A 23,083-nucleotide genomic window follows, 5' to 3' on the forward strand; every position below is an offset into this window, starting at 1 on the left:
GGCCGGCGACGTGGAGGCGTTCGGGTTCGGTGACGGAGTCGCCGGATTCCTCCTCGTACCGCTGGGCCATCGGCTTGAGCCGGCCGACGTGCTCGAGGCACAGTTGGTGCACCACACGTGAACGTGACGCTGTCAGCGCTACCGAGGCGGACATTCGTCCTGAATTTCAAAGTTGGCCGCTCTGAGAGGTCTTCTCCGAGGAATTGGGGGCGTCACCATCGGCCCGGCCCTGGTGGCGAAAGCGTCCGGGGGCGATGCCGTAGTGCCGCCGGAAGGCGGCCGAGAAGCTGAATTCGGTTGCGTAGCCGATGTTCTCGGCCACCGAGGCCAGCGGCAGGTTGGTGTGGCGCAGTAGGTACGCAGCCTGTTCCAGACGTCGCCGGGTCAGGTAGGCGCTGGGTGTCTCGTGTACTGCGGCGGTGAATCTGCGGGTGAAGGCTGCGCGTGACATCCGGGTCAGGTCGCTCAGTTCCTGAACGCTCCAGGCCCGGTACGGTTCGTCGCCGACGACTTTGAGGACGTGTGCGATCTGCGGGTCTGTCGTCCGGCGCCAGGTCTGTTCCTCCTGCAGGCCGCGCCAGGCCCTCAGCAGGTGCACCAGCAGCAGGTCCACCACGGCCGCCAGGCCGATGTCGTTGCCGGGGCCGGCCTCATCGGCGTGCTGGCCGAGCAGTTCGGCCAGGACCGGAAGTTGTGGGTTCTGCCGGCCGTCGATCGTCAGGGTGATGACCTCGGGCAGGCCGGTCAGCGACTCGTGGACCTGACCTCGATCGAGGTGGTAGCAGCAGGATACGAATTCGACGTCGAAGGGATCGGCGCCCGGCACCCACGTCCCGGTCTCGGCCAGTGACGAGAACGGGGCGGGTTCGTGGCTGAAGCCGTGCGGCGGACCGTGGGGCACGAAAACGGCGTCGCCTGCCTGCAGGAACACCGGGGCGCCGTCCTGCGGAACGAGCCACAGGGAGCCCTGCCGGAACACGTGCAGACCGGAGCCGTTGACGGCCGGGAAGCGGGTGGCCCAGGCACCGGCGTACCGGCTGCGCCGGGCCACGGCACGCCCCGCGCGGGCGCTGGCCACCACCTCGTTGATCAAGTCCATCGCGGAGGATTCTAGTGGGCGGGGTGGAAGAAGTCGTATGCACACTGACGCATCCGGGCATGGTGGGCGGGCCTGGCGCCGAGATGCAATGAGGGCATGCCAGACAACACCACCGACTCCACCGCGGGGCTTCTTGCACCGGGCGCCCACGAGATCGACATCGACGGAGTTCGGCAGAGCTACCACGTCGCCGGCCGCGGCCCGGTCTGCGTGGCCCACCCGGGTGGCCCAGGCCTGAACTGGTCCTATCTGCGCTCAGCGGAGCTCGAGGAACACTTCACGGTGGTCTACGTCGAGCCGGTCGGGACGGGCCGCTCGGGCCGCCCGTCCCGCTACGGCCTGAGCACCTACGTCCACTTCCTGAGCGTGCTGATCGAGCGCCTCGATCAGGCGGTGTACCTGCTGGGGCATTCGCACGGGGGATTCGTCGCCCAGGCCTACGCGCTGACGCAGCCCCAGCTCCTGGCCGGGCTGATCCTGTACTCCACCTCACCGCAGGCCGGCCCCGGCTTCTGGTCCGAGGGTATGAGGTCCCTGGCCTCCTACCCGCAGCGTCACCCGGATGTTCCGGAGGCCGCCATCGTTCCGCAGGCCTTCCAGCAGGCGGTGAACGCGCCCGACGACGACAGCATGAGCCAGGCGTTCGCCACCGCGATCCCCGTCTACTTCGCCGACTTCCATTCTCGGAAGCTCGAATTCGCTTCCTTCCGAGAATCCATCCGGATGAGCAGGGAAGCGGCGAGCGCAGCCGACCCGGTGGTGTTCGACGTCACCGAGCGGTTGGGCGAGATCGTGGTGCCCACGGTGGTGCTCGTCGGCGGGCAGGACTTCCTCTGTGGCCCGCGGTGGGGCTCTCTTCTGGTCCAGGGCCTCCCGGATGCGCAGCTGCACCTGTTGCCGGACAGCGGGCACTTCGCGCATGTCGAGCAGCCTGATGCGTTCGCTGCGGCTGCGACCTCCGTGATCCAGTTGGCGAGCTCCCGGCTCGGATAGTCCAAGGGCGGCAACTGCGGGGGAAGGCGGCGCCGGTGGAGAAGGGGCAGAGCACCGAGCTGCACTGGGCTCTGGGTGACGAATCGATCACTTTGGGTGGCTGTTCAACTGCTGCCCCAGGCGTAGGACAACGTAATCATCCTCACGTGAGGCGCCATCACTGGTCAGCCGTCCGGAAGGTGTTCAACTGCTGCCGTATCGGTTGAATGCCCCACTTTGGCCCCCTGAGCGATGGCATAGTCGGCAGCCGCGAGCCCCCGGGGAGTCGGTGGCCACGTCGTGGGACGCGGCCGCTGCAGCCAGAAACCTTTCCGGAACGAGGGTTTTCGATCTTGGTGATCGCACTACCGGAAGGCTTTGATGACTCGCGCATTCGTTGCCGAGGTCGAGGCGGCCGGCCGGAGGCTGCCGGTCCGGGCCTGCGCGTACGAGGACGACCCGCCGGTCTGGCTGTTCCCTTCCATCGGCGAGTACCCGCTGTACGACAACTTCGCCTACGGGCAGATGCTGAACGACGAACTGCGGATGCAGCAGTACGCCGCAGCCGTGGCCAAGCACGCTCCTGGGCGCACGGTCCTGGACATCGGTACGGGCCAGGACGCGGTCTGGGCCCTCGCGGCCGCACGCGCCGGAGCGCAACACGTGTGGGCGATGGAGGTCATCCCCAAGTCCGCGCAGATCGCCCGGCAGGTCATCGAGGAGGCCGGCTACAGCGACCGGGTCACCGTGGTGGAGGGCCTGTCCACCGAGATCAGCCTGCCCGAGCGCGTCGACCTGTGCGTCTCGGAGATCATCGGCACTCTGGGTGGCTCGGAGGGCGCCGGTTCGGTGCTGCGCGACGCCCGTGAGCGCCTGGTCAAGCCGGACGGCCTGTTCATCCCGCACGTGAGCGTGACCACCGTGGTCGGCCTCGACCTGGGTGCAGTCACCGCCGAGCCGCCGGCGTTCCCGCTGTTCGTTCTGGACTACGTGGGCCAGGTGTTCAACTGTCTCTCTCGTCCCTTTGACTTACGGCTGTGCCTGGTCGGCCTGCAGGACAACCCGGCCCGGCAGGACCTGGCCTACCTGAGTGGGGCCGCCGAGGTCGAGACGCTGCACTTCAACGGCGACCTGCAGCCGGAGAGCACCGACGCCGCCCAGATCCACTTCGGCAAGGCCGGCCGGCTGCACGGCCTGGCTCTGGGCATGCGGCTGTGGGTCGACCCCGACGGCACCGGTGACCCCCTCGACTCCCTGATCCAGCCCAGCAGCTGGACACCGGTGTACGCGCCGCTGTCTCAGGCCGGGCTGCCGGTGCGTGAGGGTGACCGGTTCGAGTTCACCTGGAGCACCGAGCTCAGCGACGACGGCGTCCACCCGGACTACGCCCTGACCGGCACCCTGCACCGCCGGCTCGGCCCGCCGGTGCCCCTGCGCTGGAGTTCGGGTCACCACTCGTCGCAGTTTCGCAAAACGCCCTTCTACCAAGCCCTCTTTCCGGTCGAGTGATGAGCGGTACGGATCACGACGCTGTCGTCTTCCCCGGCCTGGCCGGTGCCACGTTCGCCGACCTGGGCCGGTTCCTGGCGCTGGACCAGTTCGCGCGCCCGCTGCTGCGCCGGGCCCGGACCGTGCTCGGTTACCCGGTTCTGCAGCGTCTGCACGACTCGGGCGAGGACGACTACTCCGAGGCCGCCCAGGTCGCCTCGCTGATCAGTTCCCTGGCGCTGGCCGAGCGGGCCCTGCTCACCGCGAGCCCGGCCTACTGCGCCGGGCCCAGTTTCGGGGTCCGGGCCACGGCCGTTCTCAGTGGTTGCCTGTCTTTTGAGGACGGGGTGCGCGCCACCGTGGGGATGGCCCGTCAGGAGCGCGCCTACTTCGAGAACGAACACACCGATCTGGTCACCCAGACCGTGGTGCGGGTGCCGGACGAGAAACTGACGACGCTTCTGGGGGAGTGGAACGCCCGTGGGGAACGCCTGGAGCTGTCGGGCGACCTGGACCAGGGCTTTGCCATGATCACCCTCAGCGAGACCCGGCTGGCGCAGTTCCGCCGGGAGATCGGTGCCCTCGGCGGCTACAACATGCACACGATGCGCCCGCCGGCGCACTCGGTGCTCTTCGGGGGTCTGCGCGAGGCCGTCGCCGCCGAAGTGCTGCCCGCGCTGACGTTCCGCGAGCCCGTCCTGCCCGTGGTCACCGACCAGGACGGCACGGTGGCGGACACCGCGCAGGGGGTACGGGAGATGCTGCTGAACACCTTCGACCGGCCCTTCTCCTGGCCCGCGGTGGTCGCCTCGCTGACCGCCCACGGGGTGCGGACCGTGCACCTGGCCGGGGCCGACCCGCTCTTTCACCGGCTGGACAGCACCAAGCGCCACTTCCGGGTGGTCCGGGTGGACCCGCGCTCCGCCCTGCGGCCCACCCCCGCCCTGGCCGGCCGGACCTGATCGATGCCATGCAGCTGGGAGCCTTGCCAATGAGCACCGAGAACCTCCTCGACCGGCTCGGAGCGCTCGCGCCGCAGCAGGTCCGGCAGGAGTTGCTGGAGCTGGTGCTGCGCACCGCCCGGCCGATGACCGAGGCTCCCCTGCGGGCGGAACAGAGGTTCGCCGACCTCGGCCTGGGGTCGCTGGGCGCGGTCGAACTGCACCGCACGCTCAGCGCCACCACCGGCCTGGACCTGCCGTTGGCCATGGCGTTCGACCATCCCACCCCGCAGGCCCTGGCCGGCTTCCTGGCCGAACGGCTGCTCGGCAGCCCGAACGAGCCGGACGAGCCGGAGGCGACCTTCGCCGCCCCGGCCCTGAGCGACGACCCGGTCGTGCTGGTCGGCATGGGCTGCCGATTCCCCGGCGACGTGCGCTCGCCGGAAGACCTGTGGCGCCTCGTCCTGGCCGAGACCGACGCCATCGGCGAGTTCCCCTCCGACCGCGGCTGGGCCCCGTCGTTCTCCGAGGACCCCGACGAGCCGGGCACCAGCTACGTCCGCAGTGGCGGTTTCCTGCGGGATGCGGGCGGTTTCGACGCCGCATTCTTCGGTGTCTCACCCCGTGAGGCCGAGGCGATGGACCCGCAGCAGCGTCTGCTGCTGGAGGTCTCCTGGGAGGCGGTCGAGCGGGCGCGCATCGATCCCCGGTCGCTGGCCGGCACCCGCACCGGCGTCTTCGTCGGCCTGGAGGACCACGAGTACGGTCCGCGCCTGGTGGACGCCCGGGACGGCGCCGAGAGCCACCTGATCACCGGCAACGCCGCGAGTGTCGGATCGGGCCGGATCGCCTACGTCCTGGGCCTGAACGGGCCCGCGCTGACGGTGGACACGGCCTGCTCGGGGTCGCTGGTCGCGCTGCACCTGGCCGCCCAGTCGCTGGCGCGGGGCGAGTGTGATCTGGCCCTGGCCGGCGGGGCCGCGGTGATGGCGACCACCGGCGGGTTCCTGGCGTTCAGCCGTCAGCGCGGTCTGGCCGCCGATGGTCGGTGCAAGGCGTTCGGGGAGGACGCGGACGGTACCGGCTGGGGCGAAGGTGCCGGAATCGTTGTTCTCGAGAGGCTTTCGGACGCTCGTCGCCACGGCCGCACGGTGCTGGCAGTTCTCAAGGGGTCGGCGGTCAACTCGGACGGTGCCACCAACGGCCTCACCGCGCCCAGTGGCCGCGCCCAGCAGCAGGTGATCCGGCAGGCCCTGGCCGGGGCCGGGGTGCCGGCCGCCGGGGTGGACGTGGTCGAGGCGCACGGCACCGGGACCACGCTGGGCGACCTGATCGAGGCGCAGGCCCTGCTGGCCACCTACGGCCAGAACCGCACCGAGCCGGTGCACCTGGGCTCACTGAAGTCGAACATCGGGCACACCCAGGCCGCGGCCGGGGTGGCCGGGGTGATCAAGATGGTGATGGCGATGCGCGCCGGCGTCATGCCGCGCACGCTGCACGCCGACCAGCCCTCCACCCGGGTGGACTGGGACTGCGGCGCCGTTTCGCTCCTGCAGTCGGCCCGCCCCTGGAACGCCGTCCCCAGCAGGCCCCGCCGGGCGGGCGTCTCGGCCTTCGGCTTCAGCGGGACCAACGCCCACCTGATCCTCGAGGAAGCGCCGCCTGCCGCCGTTGTCCCGCCCGAGCGCGACGACTTCGCCGTGCTCTTCACCGAATCATCGGCCGGGACACTGACTGCGGCCCTGCTGGAGCGGTTCGGTGCCCTGGGCGAGACGCATCGGGCTGCCACCGCCGAGCTGGGGGTGCATGGGGCCGTCGTTTACTCGTTCGCCGACCAGATCGCTCTTTTCCGGCTGCTGGAAGCCCACGACCGACGTCCTGAAAAGCTTTTGGGCCAAAGGACGGGTCTGGTCGCCGCGGCGCACGCGGCCGGAGTGCTGTCGCTGGCTGACGCAGCCGCGCTGGTGGCGGTGCACGAGCAGCTGAAGGCCGACGTGGCCGCCCGTCTCGTCACGGCCGACGAGGCCGCGGGCGAGCTGCGCTGGGCGGCATCGGTGCTGTCCTACGCGCCCGCCCAGGTTCCGGTGTGGGCGTACGGCCGGGCGCTGAGCGACGCCGAACTCGGATCGGCCGACTTCTGGGTCTCGCACCTCCTGGCCGAGGACGACCTGGACCTCGGGCCGGCGGCCTCCGGCTGGGGTGGTGAAGCTCTGGCTCTGAGCCTGGACGGACAACCCCGGGACGTCGTGCGGCTGCTGGGCGCCGCCGGTGTTCGTGGTCTCACCGTGGACTGGGACCGGTTCGCCTGGCCCCTGCTGTTGTCCGGTCGCACCGCAACGGCGGCCCGCGAAGCCGCCGCCCGGCTCGCCGATGCCCGAAGCGCCGAGTCGCCGTCGGCCGCTGACCTCGCCTGGTCGCTGGCCCGTACCCGCAGCACTTTCGAACACCGGATCGCCGTGCTCGGCGACGAGGTGACTGACCTGCGTGCGGCCGCCGCCGGTCAGCCCTCGCCGCACGTGATCGAGTCGGTTGCCGGGGTGCAGTCCCGGCCGGTGTTCGTCTTCCCCGGCCAGGGCGGGCAGTGGCCGGGCATGGCCACCGAACTTCTGCGGACCTCCCCGGTGTTCGGCCGGTCCATGGCCGAGTGTGCCCGCTCGCTGGAGCCGTTCGTGGACTGGAGTCTGTGGGACGTCCTGGACGACGAGCAGGCCCTGGAACGCGTCGACGTCATCCAGCCGGTGCTCTGGGCCGTCATGGTCTCCCTGGCCGCCCTGTGGCGCTCGTGCGGCGTGGAACCAGCTGCGGTCGTGGGTCATTCGCAGGGCGAAATCGCAGCCCTGTGCGTGGCCGGGGGCCTCTCGCTCGACGACGGCGCGCGGGTCGTCGCGCGGCGCAGCCAGGCCATCGCCCGGTCACTGGGCGCCGGTGGGGCCATGGGCGCGGTGGCGCTGCCCGCCGGGCAGGTGGCCGAGGCACTCGAAGAGGGTGTGTCGATCGCGGCGGTGAACGGGCCCGCCTCGGTGGTCGTCTCCGGTGAGCTCGTGGCCGTCACCCGGCTCGTCCAGCGGTTCAAGGACGGGGGCGCCCGGGCCCGGGTCATCCCGGTGGACTACGCCTCCCACTCACCGGCCGTGGACGCTCTGCGCGAGGAACTGCTGCAAGAGCTGGCACCGCTGGCACCGCGGACCTCGAGCGTGCCGGTGTTCTCGTCCGTCACCGGCGCGCCGATCGACACCGCCTCGGCCGACGCCGGGTACTGGTTCCGCAATCTGCGCCAGAGCGTGCTCTTCGAGGACGCCACCCGTTACCTGGCCGCGCAGGGCCACACCCTGTTCCTGGAGATCGGCCCGCACCCGGTCCTGACCGAGGCCATCCAGGAAACCCTCGATGACAGCGAGAACATCGACGCCGGGCTGGTTCTGGCCACCCTGCGGCGCGGCGACGGCTCCACCAGCCGCTTCGTCGCCGCCCTGGCCGAGGCGTTCGTCAACGGAGTCCAGGTCGACTGGGAGAGCGTGTTCGCCGGCAGCCCGGCCCGCCCGGTCGACCTGCCGACCTACCCCTTCGAGCACCGCCACTTCTGGATCGATGACCGACCCGCGGGATCGGCGCGCACCGCCCCGGTCCCGGTGCCCGTCCTCGCGGCCGAACCATTCGACGCGGCCGAGCCCGCTGATCTGCGGGAACTGGTCGGCCAGCACGTCGCCGCCGTGCTGGGGCACCGCTCGGCCGACGAGATCGACACCGCCAAGGCATTCCGCGACCTGGGCTTCGACTCCCTGGCCGCAGTGCAGCTGCGCAACCGCCTGGGCGCGGCCACCGGCCTGGACCTGCCCACCACCCTGATCTTCGACCACCCCACCGTCCAGGCCCTGGCCGGGCACCTGGCCGCGCTGCTGGGCCAGGGCCCGGACCGGTCGGTGCGCGCCGTGACCGGCGCCCCCGCAGGCGCGGACGACGACCCGATCGTGGTCGTCGGCATGGCCTGCCGCCTGCCGGGCGGTGTGCAGCGTCCCGAGCAGCTGTGGGACCTGCTCCTGGCCGGTGGCGACGGCATCACCGCCTTCCCCACCGACCGGGGCTGGGACCCCGAGGGCGTCCTGGGCTCCTCCACCGACCAGGGCGGTTTCCTGCCCGAAGCCGGCGACTTCGACGCCGCCTTCTTCGGCATCTCCCCGCGCGAGGCGCTGGCCATGGACCCCCAGCAGCGCCTGGTGCTGGAAACGTCCTGGGAGGCCCTGGAAGACGCCGGGATCGATCCCACCTCGCTGGCCGGGATGCCGGTCGGCGTGTTCGTCGGGGCCATCGCCTCCGGCTACGGCGAGGTGGTCACCCGCTCGGCCCCCGACCTCGCCGGCCAACTGGTCACCGGCGCCGCCCAGAGCGTGCTCTCCGGCCGGGTCTCCTACTCCCTCGGGCTGCAGGGGCCGGCCGTCACGGTCGACACCGCCTGCTCCTCCTCGCTGGTCGCGATGCACTGGGCTGCACAGTCACTGCGTTCGGGGGAGTGCACGAGCGCCCTGGTCGGCGGGGTCAGCGTGATGGCCACCACCGAGCCCTTCGCCGGGTTCTCCCAGCAGGGCGGGCTGGCCCCGGACGGGCGGTGCAAGGCCTTCTCCGACGCCGCGGACGGCACCAGCTGGTCCGAGGGCGTGGGAATGATCGTGCTGCAGCGCCTTTCCGAGGCCCGCCGGGACGGCCGTCCGGTGCTGGCCGTTCTGCGCTCCAGCGCCGTCAACCAGGACGGGGCCTCCAACGGCCTGACCGCCCCCAACGGCCCGGCCCAGCAGCAGGTGATCCGGCAGGCGCTGGCCGGCGCCGGGCTCCGCGGCGCCGACGTGGACGCGGTGGAGGCCCACGGCACCGGCACCGTGCTCGGCGACCCGATCGAGGCCCAGGCCCTGATCGCCACCTACGGCCAGGACCGTTCCGAACCGCTGTACCTGGGCTCGCTGAAGTCGAACATCGGCCACACCCAGGCCACCGCCGGGGTCGCCGGCGTGATCAAGATGATCCTGTCGATGCGCCACGGCGTGCTCCCGCGCACCCTGCACGTCGAGCGTCCCTCCACCCAGATGGACTGGGCGGACGGCACGGTGCAGCTGCTCACCGAGGCCACCGCCTGGCCGACTTCGTCGCAGCGGCCCCGCCGCGCGGGCGTCTCCTCGTTCGGGGTCTCCGGCACCAACGCCCACGTCATCCTCGAAGCACCCGAACCTGAGGACGTCCCCGCTCCGGTTCCGCTCGAAGCGCCGGTTGCGTGGGTGTTGTCGGCGCGCACACCCCAGGCCCTGCGCGAGCAGGCCCGCCGCCTGGCCGGGTCCGCCCCGGACGCGACCGCCGCCGACGTGGCCTGGTCGCTGGTGAACACCCGGACTGCCTTCGCCGAGCGGGCCGTCGTCATTGGTTCCGACCCTGTTGACCTGCGTTCCTCACTACAGGCGTTCGCTGCCGGCGAGGCCGCTTCACCGATCGTGCGTGGCCGGGCCCGGGGTGGCTCGGTCGGCGTGCTGTTCAGCGGCCAGGGGTCGCAACGTCTGGGGATGGGCGCGGGGCTCCGCGAGCGTTCGGCCGTCTTCGCCCAGGCGCTCGACGAGGTGGTCGCGGAACTGGACCAGCACCTGGACGGATCGCTGAGCGAGGTGATGCGCGGCAGCGACGCGGATCTGTTGCAGCGCACCGGCTGGGCGCAGCCGGCCCTGTTCGCGATCGAGGTCGCCCTGTTCCAGCTGCTGCGCTCCTGGGGGGTGCGGCCCGCATTCCTGGCCGGGCACTCGGTCGGCGAAGTGGCGGCGGCCCACGTCAGCGGGGTGCTCTCGCTGCCCGACGCCGCTCGCCTGGTGGCCGCGCGCGGTCGCCTCATGCAGGCCCTGCCGGCCGGCGGGGCCATGACCGCGCTCGAGGCCTCCGAGGAGGAGGTCGCCGAGTTCCTGGGCGAGGACGTCTCGCTCGCCGCGGTCAACGCGCCCGGCTCGGTGGTGATCTCCGGCGTCGAGGCCGCGGTGCAGCGGGTGGGTGAGCACTTCGCCGGCCTGGGGCGGCGCACCACCCGGCTGAAGGTCTCGCACGCCTTCCACTCGGCGCTGATGGAACCGATGCTCGCCGATTTCCAGGCCGTGCTGGAAACGCTGGACTGGAAATTGCCCAGCATCCCGGTCGTGTCGACGCTCACCGGCGCGCTGGCCGACCCGGCCGAGTTCGCCGCCCCCGAGTACTGGCTGCGGCAGGCACGTTCGGCCGTGCGCTTCGCAGACGCGGTCGCCGCGCTGGAGTCCCTGGGCGCGCGTACCCTGATCGAGCTGGGGCCGAACGGGTCGCTGGCGGCCATGGCGCAGCAGACCGCATCGGCCGACGTGCTCGCCGTGCCCATGCTTCGCGGGGCCGACCACCCCGAGTACCGGTCCGCCCTGACCGCGGCCGGGACGCTGTGGGTCCACGGCGCCCCCGTCCAGTGGGACGAACTGGTCAAGGGTGGACGCCGGATTGCGTTGCCCACGTACGCGTTCCAGCACGAGCGGTACTGGATCGAGGACGCCCCGGTCGCCGCGGACGTCTCGGCTGCGGGAATGGCCGGGATCGAGCACCCGGTACTGGGCGCCCGGCTGGACCTGCCCGCCCATGCGGGAGTGGTGTTCAGCGGGCGGGTCTCGATGCGCACCCTGCCCTGGCTCTCCGGGTACGAACTGCACGAGCAGATCGTCCTCCCGGCCGGTCTGGTGACGGACCTGGTCATCCGGGCCGGTGACGAGGTCGGCTGCGGGCGCATCGACGAACTGGTCATGGAAGCGCCCGCCGTGGTGCCGCCCACCGGCAGCCTGCAGTTGCAGGTGCTGCTGGTCCCCGAGCGCGACCGCTGGCTGGTCGAGGTGCACACCCGGCCGGAGGGAGCCCAGCAGTGGCGCAGCTGCGCCACGGCCACGCTCTCGCTGGGTGGTGAGACCTCGGACGGGCTGCGGCAGTGGCCCCCGGCGGGTGCACAAATGCTCGACCTGACGGCTGGAGCCGGTTCTGCCTTCGACGTGGCCGTTCAGGAGCCGGTGACCGGGGCTGGGGCGCTTGCCTGCGTGAGCAGGGCCTGGCGACGGGGCCGGCAGGTGTGGGCGGAGGCTGAACTCCCTGAGGTGGGGTCCGAACTGGGCCTTCACCCGGCATTGCTCGACGTGGCGCTGCAGGTGGCCGGTCTGGCCGACACGGCTGAGTCCGGTGCGGCCTTGATCGAGGTGGTGCCGGCCGCGCTGACCGACGTCGAGCTGTACGCCACCGGCGCGCAGCGGATACGGATCCAGGTCGAGCTCGGTGATGACGGCCTGGGAGTGACGGTGGCCGACGCGGGTGGGGAGCCGGTGCTCACCGCCGGGTGCCTGCAGACGGTGCCCGTGGACGAACTGGTGCTCGGCGACGCCTCCGATGACACCGTTGCCCTCGGCCTGGACTGGCTGCCCGCGGCCGCGCAGAACGTCGCCGGTGACTGGGTGGAGGTGGGTGGTGAGACCGGATTCGCCAACGTGGCAGCGCTGCTTGCCTCGATCGAGGCCGGGCGGGCGGTGCCGGACGGCGTGGTGCTCCTGCCCAGCGGCGTGACCACCGACCAGCCCGATGACGGCGCGCCGGAGCGGGCCCTGCGCGTGACCGCCTGGACCTTGGATCAGCTTCAGACGTGGCTCACCGACCCGCGTCTGGCCGCGGGGAGCCTGACCGTCATCACCCGCGGGGCAGTGAGCGTGGGCGTCGATGAGGCGATCGCCGATCCGGCCGGCGCTGCGGTCTGGGGTCTGGTGCGGACCGCGGCCACCGAGAATCCCGGCCGCATCTGCCTGGTGGACCTGGAACCCGGAGCCGCTGTCCGGGTACTGGCCGGGGCCGGGCAGTGGGCCGTACGCGGTGAGACCGTGTACGCGCCGCGTCTGGTCCGGCGGGCCGTTCCGGGCACAGAAGCCACCGAGATCAAGGGACGGGTGCTGGTCACCGGGGGGACCGGCGGCCTGGGGCAGCGGGTAGCCCGTCACCTGGTCACCGCCTACGGCGTCAGCGACCTGCTCCTGATGAGCCGGCGGGGCGATCAGGCCGCCGGGACGGCCGCCCTGATCGAGGAGCTCGCTGCCCTGGGGGCCCGGGCCACCGTCGTGGCCTGCGACGTGGCCGACCGGCAGGCTCTGGCCCGGGTGCTCGCAGAGCATCCGGTGACCGGCGTCGTCCACACTGCCGGTCTGGTCGAGGACGGCACCCTCACCTCGCTGAGCGCCGGGCACCTCGGGCGCGTGTTCGCGCCGAAGGTCTCGGGCACCTGGAACCTGCACGAGCTGGCCGGGGACCTGGACCTGTTCGTGGTGTTCTCCTCCATGGCCGGGATGCTCGGCGACGCAGGCCAGGCCAACTACGCCGCCGCCAACCACTTCGCTGATGCCGTGGTGGAGCTGCGCCGCGCCCAGGGCCTGCCCGGCGTCTCGATGGCCTGGGGCGCCTGGTCCGCCGAGGCCGGACTCACCGCGGCCCTGTCCGAGGCCGATCTGCGCCGGCTGAACACCTCCGGTCTGCCCACCCTCCGGCCGGAGCAGGGTCTGAGCCTGTTCGACCGGGCATTGTCCTTCGTGCACGGGCAGAGCGGCCCGTCCGCCGTGCTGGGTCTGACCCGGCTGGATCTGGCTGGTCTGCGCGCCCGCCCGCAACTGCCGCCGGTGCTCACCGCGCTGGCCGGGCGCACCGCCCGCCGGAGCGCCGGGAGCCAGGAGTTGACCGGCTTCGCCCAGCGCTGGGCCACCGTCCCGCCCACCCAGAGGGCGTCGTTCCTGCACGACCTCGTGCGCGATCATGTTGCTGCCGTGCTGGGCCACCGCCCCGGCACCACCGTCGATCCCGCCCAACCGTTCCGGGAGCTGGGCTTCGACTCACTGACGGCTGTCGAACTGCGCAATCAGCTGGCCGCCGTCACCGGGATCGCGCTGCCCGCCACCCTGGTCTTCGACCACCCCACCGCCAACGCCCTGGTCGAGCACCTCACCGAGATGCTGCAGGGCAGTGCGGTGGTGCCGGAGGGGGTCGCTGGGGCGGCCGCTGGGGTGGCGGACGACCCCATCGCCATCATCGGGATGGCCTGCCGCTACCCGGGTGAGGTCACCACCCCCGAGGAACTCTGGGACCTGGTGCTGCAGGGCCGCGACGCGATCAGCGGCTTCCCGGGTGACCGCGACTGGGACCTGAGCACCCTCGAGGGCGGCGCCTCGGTGACCTCCAGCGGTGGGTTCCTCACCGGGGCCGGGGACTTCGACGCGTCCTTCTTCGGCATCTCCCCGCGCGAGGCGATCGCCACCGACCCCCAGCAGCGGCTGCTGCTGGAGACCTCCTGGGAAGCGCTGGAGTACGCCGGGATCGCCCCCGACTCGCTGCAGGGCCAGCCGGTCGGGGTGTTCGCCGGGGCCTTCGAGTCCGGCTACGCCCAGCTCGCCGCCTCAGCAGGGGACGACCTCGCCGGGCACCTGATGACCGGCGGCTCGCAGAGCGTGGTCTCCGGGCGGGTGTCCTACGTGCTCGGCCTGCGCGGACCGGCCCTGACCGTGGACACGGCCTGCTCCTCGTCGCTGGTGGCGCTGCACCTGGCCGCCCAGGCGCTGCGCTCGGGGGAGTGCAGCATGGCCCTCGCCGGTGGAGTGACGGTGATGGCCACGGCCGAGACCTTTGTGGGTTTCACCCAGCAGGGTGGCCTGTCGGCGGACGGGCGGTGCAAGGCGTACGCCGACGGCGCCGACGGCACGGGCTGGGCCGAGGGTGCGGGAATGCTCGTGCTGCAGCGTCTTTCTGATGCTCAGCGGGAAGGCCGGCGGGTGCTGGCGGTGCTGCGCTCCAGCGCGGTGAACCAGGACGGCGCCTCCAACGGCCTGACCGCCCCCAACGGCCCGGCCCAGCAACGCGTGATCCGCTCCGCGCTGCACTCGGCGGGCCTGGCCCCCGCCGACATCCAGGCGGTCGAGGGGCACGGCACCGGGACCGTGCTGGGCGACCCCATCGAGGCCCAGGCACTGCTGGCGACCTACGGCCAGGACCGGCCCGGCCCCCTCTACCTCGGCTCGCTGAAGTCGAACATCGGGCACACCCAGGCCGCCGCCGGCGTGGGCGGTGTGATCAAGATGGTGATGGCCCTGCGCCACGGGGTACTGCCGCGCACCCTGCACGTCGGCCGGCCCTCCACGAAGGTCGACTGGGCCGCCGGAGACATCCAGCTGCTGACCGAGCAGACCCCGTGGCCCGCGACGGACGGGCCGCGCCGGGCCGGGATCTCGGCCTTCGGGGTGTCCGGGACCAACGCCCACGTGATCATCGAGGCGGTCCAGGCCGCACCCGTGGCCCTGGCCGAGACCGACGTGGAGGGCTCAGACGGCCCCCTGGGCCATCTCGGCCCGGTCGGCGTGAACGGCCCGCTGGTGCCCTGGGTCCTGTCCGCACGCTCCGCCAAGGCGCTGCAGGGTCAGGCCCGCCGCCTGCTCACCCGGCTGGGCGAGAACGCCGGAACGGTCGATGCGGTCGACGTCGGACGGTCGCTGATCCACGCCCGCAGCGCCACTTTCGAGCACCGGGCCGTCGTCACCGGCCGGGCCGGGCTCCAGGCCCTGGCCCAGGGCGAACCGGCTCCCGAACTGACCACCGCCCGAGCCCGCCCGCTCGGGGCACCCGTCTTCGTCTTCCCCGGCCAGGGAGCCCAGTGGGCCGGGATGGGACGGGAGCTGCTCCGCTCGTCCACTGTTTTCGCCTCCGCCCTGGCCGACTGCCAGCGGGCACTCGACCCGTATGTCGACTGGTTGCTCACCGACGTCCTGGCTGACGCCCAGGCCCTCGAGCGGGTGGACGTGGTCCAGCCGGCCTCCTGGGCGCTGATGGTCTCGCTCAGCGCGCTCTGGCAGGCGCACGGCGTGCAGCCAGCTGCTGTCGTCGGGCACTCGCAGGGCGAGATCGCCGCGCTGTGCGTGGCCGGAGCCCTGTCGCTGGAGGACGGCGCGCGCATCGTGTCGATGCGCAGCCGGATCATCGCCGAGGAACTGGCCGGGCGCGGCGGCATGATCGCGGTCGGTCTCGGCGCCGAGGCCGTGGCTGATCTGATCCGCCCCTGGGGAGAGGATCTTTCGCTCGCCGCCGTGAACAGTCCTTCGTCCGTGGTGCTGGCCGGTACCCCGGCTGCTGTGCAGGAAGTAGCCGCCCGCTGTGAGAGCGACGGGGTGCGCGCCCGGATCCTGCCGGTGGACTACGCCTCGCACTCGGCGCAGGTCGATGCGATCGCCGAGCGACTGCTCAGCGACCTGCACGGCATCGCACCCCGGCCGGGCGAGATCCCGGTGTACTCGACCGTGACCGGTTCGCTGTTCGACCCCGCGCAGGCCGACCCGGCCTACTGGGTGCGCAACCTACGGCATACCGTGAAACTGGCCCCGGTCGTGCAGGACCTGGCGGAGGCCGGGAAGAACGCCTTCGTCGAGATCAGCGCGCACCCGGTGCTGGTGGGCGCCATTCAGGAGACGGTGGCCGACGCTGTCGCCGTGGGCACCCTACGGCGCGAGGACGGTGGTCCTTCGCGGCTGCTCACCTCGCTCGCCGAGCTGTTCGTGGCCGGCGGGCCGGTCGACTGGAGAACGCTTTTCGCGCAGCCGGGACGGTTCGTCCAGCTGCCCACCTACCCCTTCGACCGACAGCGCTACTGGCCGCCGGCCGGCACACACAGCGCCGACGTCCGGGGGGCCGGACTGGCTCCGGCCGGGCACCCACTGCTCGGCGCGGCCCTGGAACTGCCCGAGGACGGAGCCGTCGTTCTCACCGGCCGCCTGTCGGCCCGTTCCCACCCGTGGCTCGAGGGGCGGACCACGTTGCCCGCGGCTGCGCTGCTCGAACTGGCCGTGCGAGCGGGCGACGAGGTCGGGGCCGAAGCAGTCCGACGGTTCACCCTGGAGACGGCTCTGCTCCTGCCCGAGCAGGCCGCTGTCCAGCTGCGGGTGACGGTGAAACCCTCCGGGGACGAATGGACGGTGGGGGTCTACGCCCGTCCGGACGTCGACGGGGAATGGACGCGGCACGCCACGGGTGTGCTCGGATCAAGCGTCGAAGCGACGTTCGACGCCGACGAGCCCGGCATCGCGATCGCGGTCTCGGACGTTCCCGGATTCGGCCTCCACCCGGCCCTTCTGGACGCCGCCCTGCAGTCCGCGGCTCAGACGTTCGAGGGGGCAGACCTGGTCGTGGGTGAGTTCCACGACGTGACCCTGCATGCTTCGGGCGCCTGCGAGGGGTCGGCGGCGCTGCAGGCGCTGGCCCCAGGCTCGTACCGCCTGCGCATCACCGACCCGGTGGGTCTGCCGGTCCTGAGCATCGGATCCCTCACCCTCGTACCTGCGGCCGAACCGGCCGCCCGCACAACGGACGTCACTGTGCTGGTGCCGGACTGGGAACGGGTGAAGGTGGATCCAGCCTCTTCCACCGGCTGGGTCGTGGTGGGTGAGGGCGGCACACAGCCAGACCTCGGAGCCCTCATCGATCTCGTGGACACCGGCGCGGCCGTCCCCGGTGCCGTTGTGCTGGCCGTGCCGCGCACTCCGGACGTGCCGGACTCGCCGGCCGGGGTCGCTGTCAGCGCTGTGGTCAGTCCGCTCGATCCGACGGGACCGATCGAGGCCGCGCACAGCAGCGCCATCTGGACGCTGGCGCAGGCTCAGCGTTGGCTCGGCGACGCGCGGTTCGCCCACACCCGGCTGATCGTTGTGACTCGCTCGGCCGTGACCACCAGCCCGGACGAGGTGGTCGACCTCGCGGCGTCCACCGTGTGGGGCCTGATCCGCACCGCACAGACCGAGAACCCCGACCGCATCGTGCTCGCCGACCTGCCGCTGAACGCCGGGCTCGACCTGGGGCTGCTGGCCGGCGTCGCGGCGTCGGCGGAGAGCCAGGTGGCGCTGCGCGGCGCCAACGCAGGGACGGTGCTCGCTGCCCGGCTGGTGCGGCACCCGGCCCCGGCCTCGCCCGGATCGGCAAGCCCGGATCTGAGTGATGGCACTGTCCTGCTCACCGGAGCCTCGGGCGGCCTCGGCCGGCTGTTCGCCCGCCATCTCGTGCACCACCACGGCGTGCGCAACCTTCTTCTGGTCAGCCGCCGCGGCCCGGCCGCCGAGGGCATGAGCGCCCTGACCGGCGAGCTCACCGACGCCGGTGCCCACGTCACCGTCGAGGCCTGCGACGTCTCCGACCGGGACGCTGTAGTCAATCTGTTGCGCAAGGTGCCGGACACCCGTCCTCTGATCGGGATCGTGCACACCGCTGGGGTTCTCGACGACGGGGTCATCACCTCCCTGACCCCCGAACGGGTCCGGAACGTGCTGCGGGCCAAGGTGGATGCTGCCTGGCACCTGCACGAGCTGACCCAGCACCTGGATCTGCGCCTGTTCGCCCTGTTCTCGTCGCTGGCCGGGCAGCTGGGTGGGCCGGGGCAGGGCAACTACGCGGCCGGCAACGTGTACCTGGACACCCTGGCCCAGTGGCGCGAGGCCCAGGGGCTGGCCGCGACCTCGTTGGCCTGGGGCGCCTGGACCCCGGAGACCGGGCTGACCGGCACGCTGAACGAGGTCGACCTCAAGCGGATGGCCAAGGCCGGCATGCCGCTGCTCACCCTGGACCAAGGGCTGGAGTTGTTCGACCGTGCGCTGGCCGACGAGGCCCCGGTGCTCGGCCTGACCCGGCTCGACATTCCCGGACTACGCGCCTCGGGGGACGTTCCGCCGGTGCTGCGCACGCTCACCGGTGGCAGTGCGCGCCGTAGTGCATCCCGCTCCGCCCCGGACGATTTCGCCCAGCGGTGGGCCGCGATGGAGCCCCGCCGGCGTGGCCAGACGCTCCGTGACCTGCTGCGCCGGCACCTGGCCGCCGTGCTGGGGCATTCGTCGTCCGAAGACATCGACGACGCGCAGGCCTTCCGCGAGATGGGCCTGGACTCGCTGACTGCCGTCGAACTGCGCAACCAGCTCGGCGCGGCCACCGGCCTGGCCCTGCCGGCCACCCTGGTCTTCGACTTCCCCACCGTCTCCGCCCTGAGCGCACACCTCGCTGTCCTGCTCGGCGGCCCCGAGAACACCCCGGCCCGGCCCGAGGTCCCGGTGCCCACCCCGGTCGACGACCCGATCGTCATCGTGGGCATGTCCTGCCGCTTCCCGGGCGGGGTGAGTGGCCCGGACGAGCTGTGGAACCTGCTCGCCGAGGGCCGCGACGCGATCGGTGCCTTCCCCACCGACCGCGGCTGGGATCTGGAGGACCTGATCGGTTCCGGGGCCTCGGTCACCGCCCGCGGTGGCTTCCTGGAGGATGTCGGTGGCTTCGACGCCGCTTTCTTCGGCATATCGCCGCGCGAGGCGCTGGCGATGGACCCGCAGCAGCGCATCCTGCTCGAGACCGCCTGGGAGGCCGTCGAGGACGCCGGGATCGATCCGACCGGCCTGGCCGGTGAACCGGTCGGCGTCTTCGTGGGTGCCTTCCCCTCCGGCTGGACCGAACTGGCCACCCGCGCCGACCGCGACCTGGCCGGGCACCTGATCACCGGCGGCTCGCAGAGTGTGCTGTCCGGCCGGGTCTCCTACGTGATGGGCCTGCAGGGACCGGCCGTCACCGTGGACACGGCCTGCTCGTCCTCGTTAGTGGCCCTGCACTGGGCGGCTCAGGCACTGCGCACGGGCGAGTGCTCGATGGCCCTGGCCGGCGGGGTGACCGTGATCGCCACCCCGGACACCTTCATCGGCTTCAGCCAGCAGGGCGGGCTCGCCCCGGACGGCCGCTGCAAGGCGTTCGCCGACTCTGCCGACGGCACCGGCTGGTCCGAGGGTGCCGGAATGCTCGTCCTGCAGCGTCTTTCCGACGCTCGCCGGGACAAGCGCCCGGTCTTGGCGGTGCTGCGCTCCAGTGCCGTGAATCAGGACGGCGCCTCGAACGGCCTGACCGCACCGAACGGCCCGGCCCAGCAGCGGGTGATCCGTCAGGCGCTGGCCGCGGCGGGCCTGTCGGGCTCGGACGTCGACGTCGTCGAAGGGCACGGCACCGGAACCGTTCTCGGTGATCCGATCGAGGCTCAGGCGCTGCTGGCCACCTACGGGCAGGACCGGGACGAGCCGCTGTACCTGGGTTCGCTGAAGTCGAACCTGGGCCACACCCAGGCCGCGGCCGGGGTGGCCGGCGTGGTCAAGATGGTGCTGGCCATGCGGCACGGGACGGTCCCGGCCAGCCTGCACGTGCAGGCGCCTTCGGCCAAGGTGGACTGGTCGTCCGGCGCCGTGCAGGTGCTCACCCGGAACACGCCGTGGCCCTCCAGCGGGCGCCCGCGCCGGGCCGGTGTCTCCTCCTTCGGGGTCTCGGGCACGAACGCCCACGTCATTCTCGAACAGCCCGAACCAGAGGACGTCCCCGCGCCGGTGACGCCTGAGGGCCCGCTTCCGTGGGTGGTTTCGGGAAAGACCGAGGACGGGGTCCGCGCCCAGGCCGGGCGGCTGGCCGGGTACGTGGCCGAGAACCCGGCCGGGCCGCTGGACATCGGGTGGTCGCTGGCCAACCAGCGCGCCCGGTTCGGGCACCGGGCCGTGGTCGTGGGTGCCGATCGGGACGAACTGCTCGAGGGCCTGCGTGCTCTGGCCGCCGGTTCACCCTCCGCCGCAGTGACTCTGGGTCAGAGCCGGGGTGCTTCGGACGTTGCCGTGGTGTTCAGCGGTCAGGGTTCGCAGTGGCCCGGCATGGGCCGGGAACTGTACGAGGCGGCACCGGCCTTCGCGCAGGCCTTCGACGAGGTGACGCGGGCGCTGGACGAGCACCTGGAGCGACCTCTGCGCGAGGTGATGTGGCCTGACGCCGGTCCCGCCGAACCGGAGGCGGGGCAGTTGCAGCAGACCGGCTGGGCCCAGCCCGCGCTCTTCGCCCTCGAGGTCGCCCTGTTCCGGCTCCTGCAGGCGTACGGCGTGTGCCCGGCCCACCTGGCCGGGCACTCCGTCGGCGAGATCGCGGCTGCCCACGTCAGTGGTGCCCTCACGCTCCCGGACGCGGCTCGGCTGGTGGCAGCGCGTGGCCGGCTCATGCAGGCCCTCCCGGCCGGTGGAGCGATGGTGGCCATCGAGGCCGCCGAGGACGAGGTGAGCGGCCTGCTGGGCGAGGCGGTCACGGTGGCCGCGGTGAACTCGCCGACCTTCCTGGTCGTAGCCGGCGCGGAGGACGACGTTCTGGCCCTGGCCGAGACGTTTGCGGCGATGGGGCGGCGCACGAAACGGCTGAAGGTCTCGCACGCGTTCCACTCGCCGCTGATGGAGCCCATGCTGGCCGAGTTCGAGCAGGTGCTGAAGACGCTGCGGTGGGGTACCCCGGACACGCCGATCGTCTCCACGCTCACCGGCGGCCCGGTCACGCCGGAAGACTTCTCGACGCCGGAGTACTGGGTGCGCCAGGCCCGCGAGGGAGTTCGCTGGGCCGATGCGGTGCGTGCGCTGGAAAGCCTTGGTGTGCGCACGCTCATCGAGGCCGGGCCGAACGGCTCCCTGGCCGCGGCGGCCCAGGAGAGCCTGTCGCCGGCGGTGAGGGCAGTCCCCGTACTGCGCGGCGCGGACAACGCCGGACTGCCGAGCGTGATGAACGGACTGGCTGCGGCCTTCGTGAACGGCGCAGCGGTCGACTGGAATGCCTTCCTCGCTGGTGGCCGGGGGACGACGTTGCCCACCTATGCCTTCCAACGCGAGCGTTACTGGGTCGAGGTACCTGTGGAGAAGACGGACGAGTCGGCTGTTCTCGAAGCGTGGCGTTACCGGGAGTCCTGGACGCTGCTGCCGGAGAGCGGTCAGGCCCAGGTCGCGGACGGGCCGGCGGACTGGGTGGTGGTCGCACCGGTCTCGCTCCTGGACGATCCGGAGGTCTCGCTGATCGCCGCCGCGCTGAGCGCCCGGACGGTCGGCTTCGACGGATCGGCCTTCACCGGTCAGCTGGGTGCGTCGGAGCGTGTGCTGTCGCTGCTGTCGTGGGACGAGTCGACCCCCGGCTTCGTACCTGCCGGGGTGGTGCCCACGCTGGCTCTGCTGCAGAGGCTGGAGCGCGAGAGCGTGGTCTGGGCGGCCACCCGCGGTGCGGTCTCGACCGGTGCCGGCGATCCGGTCCTGAACCCGCGCCAGGCCGGTATCAGCGGCCTGGGCCGGGTCGCGGCGCTGGAACGACCGGATCAGTGGGGTGGGGTCGTCGACCTGCCGTCGCAGATCGACTCGGCCGCCGCCCGCCGACTGGCCGGGCTCCTGCGCAGGGCCGGCACCGACAACCGTGAGGACCAGCTCGCCCTGCGCCCGCACGGGGTGTTCGGCCGGCGGCTGATGCCGGCCCCCGCACCCGGTGGTCTCACGCAGTGGAAGGCCCGCGGCACGGTCCTGGTCACCGGCGGAACCGGCGGGCTGGGCGCGTTGGTGGCCCGCTGGGCTGCTACGGCCGGTGCGGAGCACCTGGTTCTGCTCAGCCGCCGGGGCGAGCAGGCTCCCGGCGCCGATCGGCTGGCCGAGGATCTGCGCAACCTCGGAGCCAGTGTCACTTTCGCCGCCGCCGATGCCGCCGACGAAGGTGCGCTGAGTGACGTACTGGAGCAGATCCCGTCCCACATTCCGCTCCGGGCAGTTGTTCACGCGGCGGGGGTCAGCCACGGTGTGGTCGAGATCGACGACACCACGCCCGAGCAGGTGGAGGCTGAGGTGCGGGCCAAGGCGGGTGGGGCCGCGCTGCTGGACGAACTGACCCGCGGCCTGGACCTGGACGCCTTCGTGCTGTTCTCCTCGGGAGCCTCGGCCTGGGGCAGCGGGGGACAGGCCGCCTATGCCTCGGCCAACGCCTACCTGGACGCACTGGCCGCCCGGCGCCGGGCCGAGGGGCTCCCGGGCCTGGCCATCGCCTGGGGCAACTGGGCCGAGGCCGGCATGGCCGTGGACAACCCCGAGCAGGGTGAGTACCTGCGCAGGCTGGGGGTTCTGCCGATGCCCCCGCGGCTGGCTCTGATCGCGCTGGGCCAGGCCCTGCAGGCCGGCGAGAGCGGGCTCACCGTCACGAACATGGACTGGGCCAAGTTCGCCCCGGCGTTCACCGTGTCCCGGCCCAGCGCCCTGCTTTCTGAGCTGCCGCAGGTGCAGGAGGTGCTCGCCGGGCCGATCGGCGGGCAGGACGACGCTTTTGCCAAGCAATGGCGTGAGACCCGGCCCGAGGAACGGCAGAAGTTCCTGCGCGCGCTGGTGCGTGAGCACGTCGCGGCGGCCCTGGGACACCGCTCGGGAAGCCGGATCGAGGCTGGGCAGGCCTTCAAGGAGCTGGGTTTCGACTCGCTGACCGCGGTGGAGCTGCGTAACCAGCTCGGCGCGGCGACCGGCCTGAACCTGCCCGCCACGATGGTGTTCGACCACCCCTCGATCGCCGAGCTGGCCGAGTTCCTGGCCGCCGAGCTGACCTGGGAGCCAGCCGGCGCGGAACCTGAGCGCCCGGCCGCAGCTGTGCCGGTGACCGACGAAGACGACGAAGCCCTCCTCACCGCGGATGTCGACGACCTCATCCGCCTGGCCCTGGGGGAGGACGA

The 23,083-nt window shown here is 72.1% G+C and carries 4 protein-coding genes and 1 pseudogene; 4 read left to right on the forward strand and 1 reads right to left on the reverse strand.

What is annotated here, in order from left to right:
- Positions 1-166 precede the first annotated feature (166 nt).
- On the reverse strand, positions 167-1,099 hold the full coding sequence (locus QSK18_RS16555) for a helix-turn-helix transcriptional regulator (RefSeq protein WP_285620107.1): 933 nt from the start codon (positions 1,097-1,099) through the stop codon (positions 167-169).
- Between the two features lie 96 nt (positions 1,100-1,195).
- On the opposite strand from QSK18_RS16555, the gene QSK18_RS16560 reads away from it, so the two are divergent.
- The 4 genes and pseudogenes from QSK18_RS16560 to QSK18_RS16575 all read left to right on the forward strand — a co-directional run.
- Complete coding sequence (locus tag QSK18_RS16560; protein ID WP_285620108.1) at positions 1,196-2,092, forward strand: alpha/beta fold hydrolase; 897 nt, start codon at positions 1,196-1,198, stop codon at positions 2,090-2,092.
- Positions 2,093-2,452: 360 nt separating this feature from the next.
- Entirely contained in the window at positions 2,453-3,580 is a 1,128-nt protein-coding gene (locus tag QSK18_RS16565) for a 50S ribosomal protein L11 methyltransferase (RefSeq protein WP_285620109.1), read from the forward strand.
- On the forward strand, positions 3,580-4,521 hold the full coding sequence (locus tag QSK18_RS16570) for a hypothetical protein (RefSeq protein ID WP_285620111.1): 942 nt from the start codon (positions 3,580-3,582) through the stop codon (positions 4,519-4,521). Before QSK18_RS16565 ends, QSK18_RS16570 begins: the two co-directional genes overlap by 1 nt.
- A gap of 23 nt (positions 4,522-4,544) precedes the next feature.
- Positions 4,545-22,946: pseudogene (locus QSK18_RS16575) on the forward strand (SDR family NAD(P)-dependent oxidoreductase); the annotation flags it as partial.
- Between the last annotated feature and the right edge of the window lie 137 nt (positions 22,947-23,083).

The organism is Kineosporia sp. NBRC 101677, assembly GCF_030269265.1.
Lineage (GTDB): Bacteria > Actinomycetota > Actinomycetes > Actinomycetales > Kineosporiaceae > Kineosporia > Kineosporia rhizophila.